The organism is Streptomyces sp. NBC_00637 (assembly GCF_045161545.1).
GTDB lineage: Bacteria > Actinomycetota > Actinomycetes > Streptomycetales > Streptomycetaceae > Streptomyces.
In genome coordinates this window covers 7,695,774-7,708,245 of record NZ_CP109046.1, presented here as the reverse complement: position 1 = coordinate 7,708,245, position 12,472 = coordinate 7,695,774, and the positions used below count along the sequence as shown (strand labels likewise).

At 72.5% G+C, this 12,472-nt stretch carries 13 protein-coding genes; 3 read left to right on the top strand and 10 right to left on the bottom strand.

What is annotated here, in order from left to right; genetic code table 11:
- The first annotated feature begins 7 nt into the window (after positions 1-7).
- The 3 genes from OG440_RS34020 (at position 8) to OG440_RS34010 (ending at position 3,452) form a co-directional block, all read left to right on the top strand.
- Entirely contained in the window at positions 8-457 is a 450-nt protein-coding gene (locus tag OG440_RS34020) for a MarR family transcriptional regulator (RefSeq protein ID WP_406010587.1), read from the top strand.
- 424 nt (positions 458-881) lie between these two features.
- Positions 882-2,024, top strand: a complete 1,143-nt coding sequence (rho, locus tag OG440_RS34015; RefSeq protein ID WP_406010586.1) for a transcription termination factor Rho — start codon at positions 882-884, stop codon at positions 2,022-2,024.
- 87 nt (positions 2,025-2,111) lie between these two features.
- Positions 2,112-3,452, top strand: coding sequence for a D-alanyl-D-alanine carboxypeptidase family protein (locus OG440_RS34010; protein ID WP_406010585.1), 1,341 nt, complete (start codon positions 2,112-2,114; stop codon positions 3,450-3,452).
- 455 nt (positions 3,453-3,907) lie between these two features.
- Here the strand turns inward: OG440_RS34010 and OG440_RS34005 are convergent, their stop codons facing one another.
- From OG440_RS34005 to OG440_RS33960, 10 genes are all read right to left on the bottom strand, one after another.
- The gene (locus OG440_RS34005) at positions 3,908-4,837 is read right to left on the bottom strand and encodes a glutaminase (RefSeq protein ID WP_406010584.1); all 930 of its coding nucleotides are present in this window, start codon (positions 4,835-4,837) and stop codon (positions 3,908-3,910) included.
- A 218-nt stretch (positions 4,838-5,055) separates the two neighbouring features.
- Positions 5,056-6,072, bottom strand: coding sequence for an asparaginase (locus OG440_RS34000; protein ID WP_406011535.1), 1,017 nt, complete (start codon positions 6,070-6,072; stop codon positions 5,056-5,058).
- Between the two features lie 44 nt (positions 6,073-6,116).
- Positions 6,117-6,773 carry a FadR/GntR family transcriptional regulator gene (locus tag OG440_RS33995; RefSeq protein WP_406011534.1) on the bottom strand — a complete coding sequence of 219 codons (657 nt, stop codon included), beginning with the start codon at positions 6,771-6,773 and terminating at the stop codon, positions 6,117-6,119.
- Between the two features lie 277 nt (positions 6,774-7,050).
- A complete protein-coding gene (locus tag OG440_RS33990; protein ID WP_406010583.1) occupies positions 7,051-7,887 on the bottom strand; it encodes an undecaprenyl-diphosphate phosphatase in 837 nt (278 codons plus the stop codon).
- A gap of 94 nt (positions 7,888-7,981) precedes the next feature.
- Positions 7,982-8,347 carry a fluoride efflux transporter CrcB gene (gene crcB / locus OG440_RS33985; RefSeq protein WP_406010582.1) on the bottom strand — a complete coding sequence of 122 codons (366 nt, stop codon included), beginning with the start codon at positions 8,345-8,347 and terminating at the stop codon, positions 7,982-7,984.
- The gene (locus OG440_RS33980; RefSeq protein ID WP_406010581.1) at positions 8,344-8,748 is read right to left on the bottom strand and encodes a DUF190 domain-containing protein; all 405 of its coding nucleotides are present in this window, start codon (positions 8,746-8,748) and stop codon (positions 8,344-8,346) included. Before OG440_RS33980 ends, crcB (OG440_RS33985) begins: the two co-directional genes overlap by 4 nt.
- Positions 8,745-9,200 (bottom strand): fluoride efflux transporter CrcB, encoded by a 456-nt coding sequence (gene crcB, locus OG440_RS33975; RefSeq protein WP_406010580.1) that lies wholly within the window; start codon positions 9,198-9,200, stop codon positions 8,745-8,747. The genes OG440_RS33980 and crcB (OG440_RS33975) overlap by 4 nt, the downstream gene beginning before the upstream one ends.
- 78 nt (positions 9,201-9,278) lie before the next feature.
- Positions 9,279-10,247 carry an SMP-30/gluconolactonase/LRE family protein gene (locus OG440_RS33970; RefSeq protein ID WP_406010579.1) on the bottom strand — a complete coding sequence of 323 codons (969 nt, stop codon included), beginning with the start codon at positions 10,245-10,247 and terminating at the stop codon, positions 9,279-9,281.
- A gap of 134 nt (positions 10,248-10,381) precedes the next feature.
- Positions 10,382-10,669, bottom strand: a complete 288-nt coding sequence (locus tag OG440_RS33965; RefSeq protein ID WP_406010578.1) for an ArsR family transcriptional regulator — start codon at positions 10,667-10,669, stop codon at positions 10,382-10,384.
- A 213-nt stretch (positions 10,670-10,882) separates the two neighbouring features.
- Complete coding sequence (locus OG440_RS33960; protein ID WP_406010577.1) at positions 10,883-12,451, bottom strand: arabinogalactan endo-beta-1,4-galactanase; 1,569 nt, start codon at positions 12,449-12,451, stop codon at positions 10,883-10,885.
- Positions 12,452-12,472: the final 21 nt, after the last annotated feature.

Below are 12,472 nucleotides of genomic sequence, written 5' to 3'. Positions count from 1 at the left end.
TGTGGCCATGAACGGAGTGGAGCTCTTCCTGCTGGGCCGCACCCTGATGAAGATCGGCGAAGAGGCGATCCCCACGGAGGGCGTCGGCCGGTACTCCACCAACACGCGTTCCGTGCTGATCGTGATGCTCGACATCTACGCCCATGCCGACACCACGGTCGGCGAGATCGCCACCCGCACGGGGCTGCCGCAGAGCGCGGTCTCCGGGTGCGTGGCCCGGCTGCGGGAAGTGAACTCCGTCGTGGTCACGCCGGATCCGGCCGACCGCCGCCGCACCCTGTTGCGCCGCGCCCCGCAGGTCTCCGGGCGGCGCGCCGAAGTCGCCGCCGCCCCCGTCGACGCGGCGGTCGGCGCGGCGCTCGGGACGGAGGACCCCGCCGAGGTCGCCCGCACGATCGCCCTGCTGGAGCAGCTCGCCGAACTCCTTACGCCGGAGGCCCTGGCCCGGCTCCGCTGACGCCCCGGCCTGCATCGGGATTTCCCCGCCCCGCCTGCTCCGCCTCCACCCGGTCCAGCGGGCGGCCGGCTCGCAGTGCCGTGCCCCGCCGTGCCGTGCCGCGCCGTGGGGAACAAGCGGCGTCGTGGGCGTGTTGACGTCTTCGGGACCGAGCGGTGTGCTACATTGCCGATGGTACTTGTGTACGCCCCTCCTGAGGGCGCCGGTGCCGATTCCCTTCACCCACTTCGCCGTGTCGCCCGCCGTTTCCGGCCGGCGCAACGGCTTTCCCGCACCATCTCGATCGCCATCCGGTTTCCGCCGTGGCCGAGGTGCTGTTCCCGCCGCCCGAGGCGCGCCGAGCGCCCTCCCTTCGCGGCCGCACCCCCCTTCGCATGCCTCATGTCTCATGCCTCATGTCCCGTCCGTGAAAGGACCCTCCACCATGACCACCACTCTCGAACACCCCCCTGTACTGCGGCAGCCTCCGGCCCGGGTCGCCGCCGGCGTCCTCGACATCGACGCGAGCGGGAAGGGGCAGTTGCGCCCCGCCGACTGTCTGTCCACACCCGCCGACCTCCAGGTCCCGCCGGCGCTGATCCGCCGTCACGGCCTGCGCAGGGGCGACCTCGTCGAAGGGGTGCGCGGTACCCAGCGCGCCCTCACCGAGGTCGCCCGCGTCGACGGACGTCCGCCCGAGGAACTGCGCGCTCGTCGCCACTTCCGCGACCTCACGCCCGTCCACCCCCACGAGCGGCTCCGCCTGGAACACCCGGCGGCCGGGCTCGCCGGACGGGTCGTGGATCTCCTCGCACCGGTGGGCAAGGGACAGCGCGGACTGATCGTCGCCCCGCCGAAGACCGGCAAGACCGTGCTCCTCCAGCAGATCGCCGCCGCCGTCGCCGCCAACCATCCCGGGGCGCGGCTGATGGTCGTCCTGCTCGACGAACGGCCCGAGGAGGTCACCGACATGCGGCGCTCCGTGCGCGGCGAGGTGTACGCCTCGACGTTCGACCGGGCACCCAGGCAGCACATCGCGCTGGCCGAACTCGTCATCGAGCGGGCCAAGCGGCTCGTCGAGGCGGGTGAGGACGTCGTGATCCTCCTCGACTCGCTGACCCGGCTGTGCCGGGCCCACAACAACGCGGCCGCCGCCGGGGGCCGCACCCTCAGCGGCGGTGTCGACGCGACCGCGCTGATCGGCCCCAAGCGGTTCTTCGGCGCCGCGCGGGCGGCCGAGGAGGGCGGCACGCTCACCATCCTCGCCACCGCCCTGGTCGAAACGGGCTCCCGCGCCGACGACTTCTACTTCGAGGAGCTGAAGGGCACCGGCAACATGGAGCTCCGTCTCGACCGCGAACCGGCCTCCCGTCGGGTCTTCCCGGCCGTCGACATCGACGCCTCCGGCACCCGGCGAGAGGAACTCCTCTACTCCCCCGCCGAGTTGAGCGCCGTACGCGGTCTGCGCCGGGCGCTGCGGACCCGGGACGGCCAGGCGAACCTGGAGACGCTCCTGGAACGCATGCGCGAGACCCCGGACAACACGGCGTTTCTGCGCCGCATCCAGCCGACCCTGCCCGCCGCATAGGGCCGCCCGTGCGGCATCCGGGTGCACGCGCCCCGTGTCCGGCACGGGCAGCGCCGGGATCGCCGGGTTCATTCCTACGTTGCTCGTATGACGATCGGATTCTCTTCCCGGGCCGCTGCGACGGCCTGCGCGTTCTGTGTGGCGGGCGTCCTCGCCCTCGGCCCCGCCGTGGCCGCCGCCCCGGCCGGCGCGGACCCCGCGACGCCCGAGGGACCAAGTGGAGCAGGTGCGCCGGGTGCGCCGGGCGGACCGGGCGGACCCGGTGGGCCGGGCGGGCCCGGGGTACCGGGCAACCCACAGGTCACGGTGCCGAGGCCGTCCGTGCTCTACCGCTCCGGGACGCAGGTCAGGCCCCACCACGGCGCCCCCGAGGTCCCCGACGTCTCGGCGCTGTCCTGGCTGGTCTCCGACGCGCGGACGGGTGAGGTGCTCGCCGCGTCGAACGCCCACCGCCGACTGCCTCCGGCCAGCACCCTCAAGACCCTGTTCGCCCTCACGGTGCTGCCCGTCCTGCCCGGCGAGCTCCGGCACCGGGTGAGCGAGGAGGAACTCATGGGCATCGGGCCCGGCAGCAGCCTCGTCGGGGTCGCCGAGGGGCACACGTACAAGGTCGCCGACCTGTGGCGCGGGGTGTTCCTCAACTCGGGCAACGACGCCGTGCACGTACTGGCGGCCCTCAGCGGCGGCTGGCAGGCCGCGGCCACCCGGATGCAGGCCACGGCGCGCTCCCTGGGCGCGCTGGACACCCACGTGCTGTCGCCCGACGGATACGACGCTCCGGGCCAGGTGTCCTCGGCGTACGACCTGGCGGTGTTCGGGCGGGCGGGGCTGCGCAACGCGGACTTCGCGCGGTACTGCGGCACCGCCGAGGCGGAGTTCCCCGGAGACGGGGACGAGTCGTACGGCATCGCCAACACCAACCGGCTGCTGACCGGGGCGGACGGCGTCGAGCCGTACCCGGGCCTGATCGGGATCAAGAACGGCTACACCACCAACGCCGGCAACACGCTGGTCGCCGCCGCCCGTCAGGGCGGGCGCACCCTCGTCGTGACGGTGATGAACCCTCAGGCGGGCGGCGGCTACGAGGTCTACGAAGAGGCGCGCGAGTTGCTGGACTGGGGGTTCGCGGCCGCCGGGCGGGTCGATCCGGTGGGCTCGCTGGACGCGCTGCGGGCCCACCCTCGTCCACGGCCGGGGCCCGGACCGGGCGAGGAGCCCCAGCCGGTGCCCACCTCGGCTTCGGCCTCGGCGCCGGCTTCAGCTTCGGCCCCGTCCCCGTCCCCGTCCCCGGCCGGAGCCGCGGTCGCCGTCGCCGCCGGACCACCCGGCTGGTCGGAGGCCGCGCTGATCGCGGGCGCGGCCGTACTGGGCGGGGCCGTGGTCGCGCTCGTGCTGCGGCTCGTCGGCCGTCGTCCCGCGGGGAAATGACCGACAGGCAGCCACAGCAGCAGGCCGAGGGTGATCCAGGTGTAGGTGTTGCCACCGAGGAAGCCGTCGACGCCGGACGCGTCGTCGAACCACAGCCACACCACGGAGACGGGCGTGTCCAGGGCGGCTGTCCAGCCGTAGCCGGTGCCCGCGACCGCCGTCGCCACGACCGTGGTCGCGGCGGTCGCGGCCCCACACCCACCAGGCCGAGTACGGCGTGCACCGAGGACGGGCCAGGAGTTCCCGGGCGGGCAGGGCGCCGGCCGTCTCGCCACCGAGCGCGAGACAGGCCGTCCCCACCAGGCCCAGGACCCTGGCAACGACGGAGATCGAGGGGAAACGCCCTGGCCTGCACTCCGTGATGGTGTCCACCCCGGGTGACCGCGTGGCGACATCGCGCCCTCCGGGCGGCGGCCTGCGCATGACCGGCCTGTGCGTCCGCGGGGCGCGGCGGCTCAGAACACCGACAGGCCGGTCAGGGTCGTGAACCGGTCCAGGGCGGCCACTCCCGCCACCGAGTTGCCCCGTTCGTCCAGACCCGGGCTCCACACGCACAGCGTGCAGTGACCAGGGACGACGGCGATGATGCCGCCGCCCACGCCGCTCTTGCCGGGCAGGCCGACCCGGTAGGCGAACTCGCCGGCCGCGTCGTAGGTGCCGCAGGTCAGCATCACCGCGTTGACCTGCTTGGCCTGGCTGCGGGTGAGCAGCCGGGTGCCGTCGGCGCGGACGCCGTGCCGGGCGAGGAAGCCGGTGCCCAGGGCGAGGTCGGCGCAGGAGGCGGTGAGGGAGCACTGCCGGAAGTACTGGTCGAGGAGCACCGGTACGGCGTTGTCGATGTTGCCGTAGGCCGCCATGAAGTGGGCGAGGGCGGCGTTGCGGTCGCCGTGCGCGGACTCGGAGGCGGCGACCTCCTCGTCGAAGCCGAGCGTGGGGTTGCCGCTCTCCTCGCGCAGGAAGCGCAGGAGTTCGCCCGCCGCGTCCCCCGTACGGCTCTGGAGCCGGTCGGTGACGACCAGCGCGCCCGCGTTGATGAACGGGTTGCGGGGAATGCCGCTCTCGTATTCCAGCTGGACCAGCGAGTTGAAGGGATTGCCCGACGGTTCGCGGCCCACGTGCTCCCAGAGTTCGTCGCCCTCGCGGGCCAGGTCCAGGGCGAGGGTGAAGACCTTGGTGAGGGACTGCGTGGAGAACGGCTGCCGCCAGTCCCCCACGCCGTACACCGTGCCGTCCGGCTCCGCGACGGCCATGCCGAAGCGGCGCGGGTCGCAGGCCGCGAGCGCCGGGATGTAGTCGGCGGGACGGCCCCGGCCCGGGGTGCGTTCCATCTCCTCGGCGATGCGGTCCAGGACCGGCTGGAAGGCACGGGACGAGGTCGTTGTCATGATCGCTATTGTGCCCGCGTCCCGGTTGCGGTGCGTGGGCGCCGGTGAGGGGGTGCCGGGCGAAGGGGCGGAGAGGTCGCCGGTGACGCGCTCGGGCACGCCGGACAGGACCGGAACCCGGCGGCCTGGCGCACGCGACCGGCTCCCGGACGCCGCCCGGCCACGTCCGCGCGGAACCGGCACGCGGCGAGGGCCGGGGGGCGCCCGGCGCGGTCGGGTCAGGCGCAGGCGCGCACGGTGACGGGGTCCAGCGCGCGCACCGGGCGGACGCAGCCGACCGGTTCGCCGCCGCCCAGGAGGGTCTCACCCGCGAAACCCGTGAGCAGGGCGGGGTCGACGCCGGCTCGGACGAGGGCGGCCGCGGTGACCGGGACGCGGGCGCGGTTCGCGCCGTCGGAGATCTTCACGGCCACGGCCCGGCCGTCCGGGAGCGCGGCGACCTCGACGCCCTCGAAGCCGTCCTTCGCCAGCAGGCCGGGGACCGCCCGCATCAGCGCGGCCACGTCCCGGCCGGAGCCGGAGGCCATCTCCGCGTGCTCACGCATCGCGTCGGCCACCCGCGCCTCGGGGGTGCCGGGCGCGGAGGCGGTCACCCGTGCGGCGGCCCGGGCGAGTCCGTGCAGGGAGACCGAGAACAGGGGGGCGCCGCATCCGTCGACGGTGACCCGGGCGATGCGCTGTCCGGTGAGGTCCTCGACGATCTCGGCGATGGCCTGCTGGAGCGGGTGCCGCGGGTCGAGGTAGTCGTCCAGGGACCAGCCGTTGAGCGTGCACGTGTAAAGCATGGCCGCGTGCTTGCCGGAACAGTTCTGGGCCGGTCGGGAGGGCGCGCGGCCCTCCCGTATCCACGCGTCGCGGACCATCGGGTCGTACGGCAGGTCCGTGACGTTGCGAAGGGCGTCCTGCGAGACGCCCGCCAGTTCGAGGATGCGCCGCGTCCCGGCGAGGTGGCGTTCCTCGCCGGAGTGGCTGGCGGCGGCGAGCGAGAGCAGTTCGCCGTCGAGCGGCAGCCCGGCCCGCACCATGGCGACGGCCTGGAGGGGCTTGAGCGCCGAGCGCGGGTAGAACGCGGCCTCGATGTCGCCGAGCTGGAGGTCGACCTCGCCGCCCGTGCCGAGGACGACGACGGAGCCGTAGTGGATGCCCTCGGTCACCCCACCGCGGACGAGGTGGGCGACGGGGGCGTGGAGGGGTTCGCGGATCGCGGGGGCGTCGGCGAGAGAAATGCTGTACATCACTGCCTGCATCGATGGTGGGTGGTCGGCGGCCGGCGCGGGGGTCACGCGGGTGCCTCGGGCGCGGCGCGCACGATGTCGGTGAGGGTCGTCTCGACGCGGTCGAGGTGATGGCTCATGGCCTCCACCGCGTCGGGCTCCGAGCCGTCGATCAGCGCCTCGACGATCGCCCGGTGCTCGCGGTTGGACTGCTCACGCCGTCCGCCCAGCTCGGTGAGGAAGGCCGACTGACGCGCCAGCGCGTCCCGGATCTCCTCGATGACCCGGCGGAACACCGGGTTCTGGGCGGCCTCGGCGACGCCCAGGTGGAAGAGGGTGTCCATGGCGACCCACGCGGTGGTGTCCGTCTCCCGCTCCATGCGGTCGAGCAGATGGGCCAGGTGGTCCAGGTTCTCCGGGGTGCGGCGCAGCGCCGCGTATCCGGCGACCGGGATCTCGACGTGCCGGCGTACTTCGAGCAGGTCGCTGGCCGCGTAGTCGCCGAAGGTGGGGTCCTCCACGGTGTTCGCGATCACGAACGTGCCCTTGCCCGTCTTGGCGACGGTCAGGCCCATCGTCTGGAGGGCGCGCAGCGCTTCCCGCAGGACGGGCCGGGACACCTCGAGGGTGCGGCAGAGCTCCGCCTCGGAGGGGAGCTTGTCGCCGATGGCGTAGCGGCCGCGCTCGATGGCGCCGCGGAGGTGGGTGAGTACCGCTTCCATCGCGCTGACGCGCCGCGGCCCCGCCCCACCTGTCTGGCTGTCTGACAGGTTCACGGGAGCGATGATCGGGGTGAGCGGCCGTCGCTGTCAAGGCGCCCCTGAAACAGGAAATTCAGGGGGCGGGTGCCTGAAAGGCATCTCCGCGCCCCCTGAGGCGGTCCCACGGCGATCCCACGCCCGTTCCCCGGGTCCAGAGCGGTTCCGGGGGCTCCACGAGGGACCGCCGCCGGACCCGCCGTCGGACCGCGGCCGGCTGCGCACCGGCCTTCGGAGCCCGTCAGCTGTCGAGGACCCCGGCGGCCAGCAGGCCGAACAGCGCCACGCCGACGACGAGCCGGTAGATGACGAACGCGTTGAAGGAGTGCTTGGCGACGAACTTCAGCAGCCACGCGATGGAGGCGTAGGCGACCACGAACGACACCAGGGTGCCGACGGCCAGGGGCGCCGCCCCGGCACCGGTGCCCAGGGCGTCCTTCAGCTCGTAGATGCCGGCGCCGGTCAGGGCGGGGATGCCGAGGAAGAACGAGAGCCGGGTGGCGGCCACCCGGTCCAGGTCGAGCATGAGCGCGGTCGACATGGTGGCGCCGGAACGGGAGAAGCCGGGGAACAGCAGCGCGAGGATCTGGGAGCTGCCGACCAGCATCGCGTCCTTGAACGAGGTGTCGTCCTCGCCTCGCTTGTGGCGGCCCATCTGGTCCGCCGCCCACATCACGCCGCTGCCGACGATCAGCGAGCCCGCGACCACCCACAGCGAGGCCAGCGGCCCCTCGATGAGCGGCTTGGCGGCGAGGCCCACCACGACGATCGGGATCGTCGCGTAGATCACCCACCAGGCGAACTTGTAGTCGTGGTGGTGTCGCTCCTCGCGGCTGCGCAGCCCGCGGAACCAGGCCGAGACGATCCGCACGATGTCCTTGCGGAAGTACACGAGCACGGCGGCGATCGCCCCGACCTGGATGACGGCCGAGAACCCGACGACGGCGTCGTCGTCGACCGGGATGCCCATCAGCCCCTCGGTGATCTTCAGATGGCCGGTGGAGGAGACGGGGAGGAACTCGGTCACTCCCTCGACGGCTCCGAGGACGACGGCTTGGCCGACGGAGATGGCGCTCATGGAATCCAGTTCTGAGGAGACGAATCGGTCGACAGCGTCGGAGACGCTCCGGTGTCGTACACAGTCCTACCAGGCGGGAAGCCGGGCGGTCCGCCTACGACCAGGCCCACTGGCCTGTCGCGAATCCGGCGAACGCCGCCCCGACCCCCACCACCACACTCGCGACGGCGTTGGCGGCGGCGTAGAGGCCCGCGCCGGTCTCCGTCAGCCGCAGCGTCTCGTACGAGAACGTCGAGTACGTCGTCAGCGCTCCGCAGAAGCCCGTGCCCAGGAACAACCGCAGGTCGGGACCGACGGCGGCGGCGCCGGTCAGCGCGCCGAGGATCAGACAGCCCACCATGTTGACGACGAAGGTGCCCCAGGGGAAGAGCGAGTCGTGCCGGGCCTGCACCGTACGGTCGGTCAGGTAGCGGAGCGGGGCGCCGATCATGCCGCCGGCGACGACCACCAGCCAGTTCACAACGCCTTCTTACCCTTCAAGTCCGAATCGCCCTGGTTCCCGGCCCGGTCTGCGCCCTGCCGCGCGCCCCGGCCGACATACCGGATGACCTCGCACGGATCGAGGATCACCATGCCTTCGGTGACCAGCTCGTCGAGCTCGGGGAGGAAGGCCCGCACCCGCTCCTCGGTGTCCACGACGACGATCGCGACCGGCAGGTCCTCGCTGAGCGAGAGCAGCCGGGAGGTGTGGATCCGCGAGGAGGCGCCGAATCCCTCGATGCCGCGGAAGACGCTGGCGCCCGCGAGACCGGCCGCGTGGGCTCGGTGCACGATCTCCGTGTAGAGGGGCTTGCGGTGCCAGGTGTCGTTCTCGCCGACGAAGACGGTCAGCCGCAGGGCACTGCCGGTCAGTCTGGTCATCGCTGCCTCCACAGGAGAACGCGGCGGGTCGCCGTGGCCGCGAGCCAGACCGCGAGAAGCGCCGCGCACAGGGTGGTGGCGAGGTAGGCCAGGGCCGTGCCGGGCCGGTCCTCGCCGAACAGCTTGCGGATGTCTACGGCGTACGTCGAGAAGGTGGTGAAGCCGCCCAGCACGCCGGTACCGAAGAACGGCCGGACCAGCCGGTGGGTGGTGACCCTCTCCGTGATCACCACCAGGAAGACGCCGATCACGGCGCAGCCGACGACGTTCACCCAGAAGGTCGTCCAGGGGAATCCGCCGGTCCGCGTGGGCCACCACAGGGAGGCCGCGTAGCGGGCCGCGGCACCGATTCCGCCACCGACGGCCACGACGGCGACCACCGGGAGCTGACCCGTCCCGGTGGTCCTTCGCGGCGCGCCGGTGCGGAGGCTCGCGGCCTCCGGAGCTGTCATGTCCTGCGTCTCCTGCCCCGGCCGGGACCCGCCCGCCTCATCGGAGTGATCACGACCGGGCACCAGCGTAACGCCGTCTCACTTGGTCACGGGCGCCTCGCAGACCGCGATGCCGCGCTCCCAGAGGCTGCCCAGGATTAGTCGGCCGCCGGTCTCGCAGACGCTGGTGACCATGCGGAAACCGGAGCGGCGGTGGGTGAGGTGGTGGACGATCCGGCCGTCGTCGTCCACCGCCATCACGCCCGCCGTGGCCGACGGGCGGTACGGCGCGTTCACGGCGAGGCGGGCGGCGCGGCGGCGTACGGCGGGGCCGGTGCGGTGCAGGAGGTCGAGCGGGGGGACGCGCGGGCCGGCCAGCGCCACCCAGACCGGCCCGTCGGGCGCGCCGCGCCACAGGTTGTCCGGGAACCCCGGCAGATGCTCGACGAGGGGTTCGGCCCGGCCGGCGCGGGGGCCGGTGAGGTGGAAGCGGGTGAGGCGGCGGGCGCCGGTCTCGGCGACGATCAGGAAGGAGTCGTCGGCGCTGCGGGCCAGGCCGTTGGCGAACTGGAGTCCCTCCAGGGCGACTTCGGCCTCGCGGGCGCCGGGTGCCAGGCGCAACAGGCGCCCGGTGCCGGTGTGTTCGACGATGTCGCCCATCCAGTCCCGCAACGGGTGGAGCCGGCTGGAGACGGTGAAGTAGACGGTGCCGTCGGGCAGTGCGACGACGTTGCTGCAGAAGCGCAGCCGCTCCCCCGCCACGGACTCGGTGAGGACGCGGACGCTCCCGGTGCCGCCGTCGGGGTCGACGCGCAGCAGCGCACCGTCGGCGCAGCACACCAACAGGTCCCCGTCGGGGAGGAGTTCGAGGCCGAGTGGGCGGCCGCCGATCTCGGCGATGTACTCGACCCGGGCCGCGGGCGGGTCGTCCAGACCGTCGACACGCAGGATCCGCCCGTCCGACACCCCGGTCAGTACCCGCCCTCTGGGGTCGGCGACGACGTCTTCGGGGCCGTGCCCGGGCAGGGTGACGTACCTGAGGGGGACGAGAGGCGTCCGACGGTCCATATGGGCCGCCCTTCCTTGAGGAGGCGGCCATCCTCGCAGCCGGGCATGGCGTCGACAGGTCCCGGTCGTGGTCCTTTGCCGGGCCTTTCCGGAGGGTGGGAACTCCGTCCTCTGCCGCCCCTTGCCGACGTCCTCTACCACCCCTTCTCGAACATCCGCGCCACTTCGGCGATCCGCATCTCGTCGCGCCGGTAGTAGGTGCGGCGTCTGATCCGCTTGGCGCGCAGCAGACCGATGCCGGCGAGCAGGCCGAGGTGGCTGCCGGCCACCTGCCGGCGCACGCCCAGTTTGGCCGCGACGACATCCGCCGTGACGCCGTCCTCGACGAGGTCGCCGTGCCGCTGCGGCGGGAAGTGCCGGGCCGGCTCCTTCAGCCACTCCAGGATTTCCAGTCGCCTCTCACTCACGGGAGTCCTCAGCATCGTCGCGCCCTCCGTCCCTGGGGTCGGGGCTCTCCCGGTACCGCGTCGTCCCACTGTTCCGCAGCCGGGGCCGCCGTGTCCCGCACTCCGCGAGCCTTGGCCGGGATCGAACACCCGTGCCGCACAAGGGCGTTCGGATCTGCTGCGGGAAGACGTGCGGGGGCCCGGCCGCGCGGTGCGGCCGGGCCCCCGTTCACGAAGGGAGAGGGAGGATCAGCGGTGGCCGAACCACGACATGGAGGACAGTGCCTTGTCGTCGTAGCCGAACAGGGCCTGGTTCTCCCAGCCGTTGCCCGAGGCGGCGTCGGTCGGGTCCCAGCCGTTCCCGGTGACGGCGGTCCAGGTGGACTCCCAGTAGAAGACGCCGAGTCCACGGCCGTTGGGGACGGCCTCCACGATGCTCGCCACGTCGTTCATCCACCGGGTCTGGCCGGCGACGGAGGCCGGATAGCCGGACACCAGCTCGCTCGAGAGGTCGATGATGTTCTCGGTGGAGTCCTCGCTGTCCAAGCGGAAGGGGTAGGCCGTCTCGGCGACGTAGACCGGCTTGGAGTAGCGGGCCGCCGCGTCGTCGAGGGTGGTCTGGAAGTCGGCCGGCGTGCCGTGCCAGTAGCCGTAGTACGACAGACCGATGACGTCGAACTTCACCCCGTTGGAGACGGCGTTGTCGAACCACCAGCGGGTGCCGGCCAGGTCACCGCCCTTGGCGAGGTGCAGCGCCACCGGCGTACCGGAGTTGACCGCCTTGACGGCGTCGTAGCCGGAGTTGAGCAGTCCGGCGAGCTGCGACCAGTTGTCGGTGGAGCCCGCGGACCACAGCATGCCGCCGTTGATCTCGTTGCCGACCTGCACCATGTCCGCGCCGGTGCCCTGCGCCTTGAGGGCGTTGAGGACGTCGTAGGTGTGGTTGTGGACGTCCGTCTTCAGCTGGCTGTAGGAGTGTCCGGCCCACGCGGAGGGCACGGTCTGCGCGCCCGGGTCGGCCCAGGTGTCCGAGTAGTGGAAGTCCACCAGGAGTTTCATGCCCTGCGCCTTGACGCGCTTGGCCGCCGCGAGGACCCGCGCCTTGTTGTTGTAGCCGTCGGCGGGGTTCACCCAGACCTTCAGGCGCGCGTAGTTCTGCCCGGCGTTCTTCAGGACGGCGAGCGCGTCCTGGGTGGTCCCGGAGCTGTTCTTGTAGACGCCGCCGAGGGCTTCGCTCTTGATGAGCGACGAGACGTCCGAGCCCTTGATGGACAGGCCGGTGGAGCCCGACGCGAAGGTCAGGTCGTCGACGTTGATCCAGTTTCCGGCGTTGGCGTCGGAGTTGACGCTGATCGTGCACTGGTTGTTCGTCACCGCGATGGAGGTGACGACGCGTATCCAGCCGCCGGCGGAGACCGGGATGGCCGTGCGCTGCTCGGCGCTGCCGCAGTTCTTCAGCGCGAGGTAGGCGGAGTTCTGGCCGCCGCCGGAGCGCACCCAGGCGGTGAGCTTGTAGTTCCCGTTGGTGAGCCCTGACAGGTACTGGTACGTCTCGACCTTGTAGGCGGAGGCCGAGTAGTGCGAGAGGCGGTAACCGCCCGTGTGGCCACCGGACTCGGTGAAGGAGGCGGAGTTCTGGCCGGCCGCCGAGTACGTCGACCAGCCGGCCGGTGTCGCGGTACCGGCGGCGTCGGTCTCGAAGCCGCCGTTGGTGAGCGTGGTGGCCGCCTGCGCGCTCTGCGCGGGCAGGACGGTGAGGGCGAGCCCGGCGGCGAGCGGCAGCAGCAGGGTTCTGAGCGTGCGTCTGGGATGGAACATCGTCGTCCGTCGTCCCTTCGA

Coding starts and splice junctions, on each gene's coding strand:
- OG440_RS33965 (WP_406010578.1), bottom strand. CDS start 10,669: ATGCTGAGGACTCCCGTGAGTGAGAGGCGACTGGAAATCCTGGAGTGG.
- OG440_RS33980 (WP_406010581.1), bottom strand. CDS start 8,748: ATGACCAGACTGACCGGCAGTGCCCTGCGGCTGACCGTCTTCGTCGGC.
- OG440_RS33995 (WP_406011534.1), bottom strand. CDS start 6,773: ATGGAAGCGGTACTCACCCACCTCCGCGGCGCCATCGAGCGCGGCCGC.
- OG440_RS34005 (WP_406010584.1), bottom strand. CDS start 4,837: ATGACAACGACCTCGTCCCGTGCCTTCCAGCCGGTCCTGGACCGCATC.
- OG440_RS33990 (WP_406010583.1), bottom strand. CDS start 7,887: ATGAGCGCCATCTCCGTCGGCCAAGCCGTCGTCCTCGGAGCCGTCGAG.
- OG440_RS34020 (WP_406010587.1), top strand. CDS start 8: ATGAACGGAGTGGAGCTCTTCCTGCTGGGCCGCACCCTGATGAAGATC.
- OG440_RS33970 (WP_406010579.1), bottom strand. CDS start 10,247: ATGGACCGTCGGACGCCTCTCGTCCCCCTCAGGTACGTCACCCTGCCC.
- rho (WP_406010586.1), top strand. CDS start 882: ATGACCACCACTCTCGAACACCCCCCTGTACTGCGGCAGCCTCCGGCC.
- OG440_RS34010 (WP_406010585.1), top strand. CDS start 2,112: ATGACGATCGGATTCTCTTCCCGGGCCGCTGCGACGGCCTGCGCGTTC.
- OG440_RS34000 (WP_406011535.1), bottom strand. CDS start 6,072: ATGTACAGCATTTCTCTCGCCGACGCCCCCGCGATCCGCGAACCCCTC.
- crcB (WP_406010580.1), bottom strand. CDS start 9,200: ATGACAGCTCCGGAGGCCGCGAGCCTCCGCACCGGCGCGCCGCGAAGG.
- OG440_RS33960 (WP_406010577.1), bottom strand. CDS start 12,451: ATGTTCCATCCCAGACGCACGCTCAGAACCCTGCTGCTGCCGCTCGCC.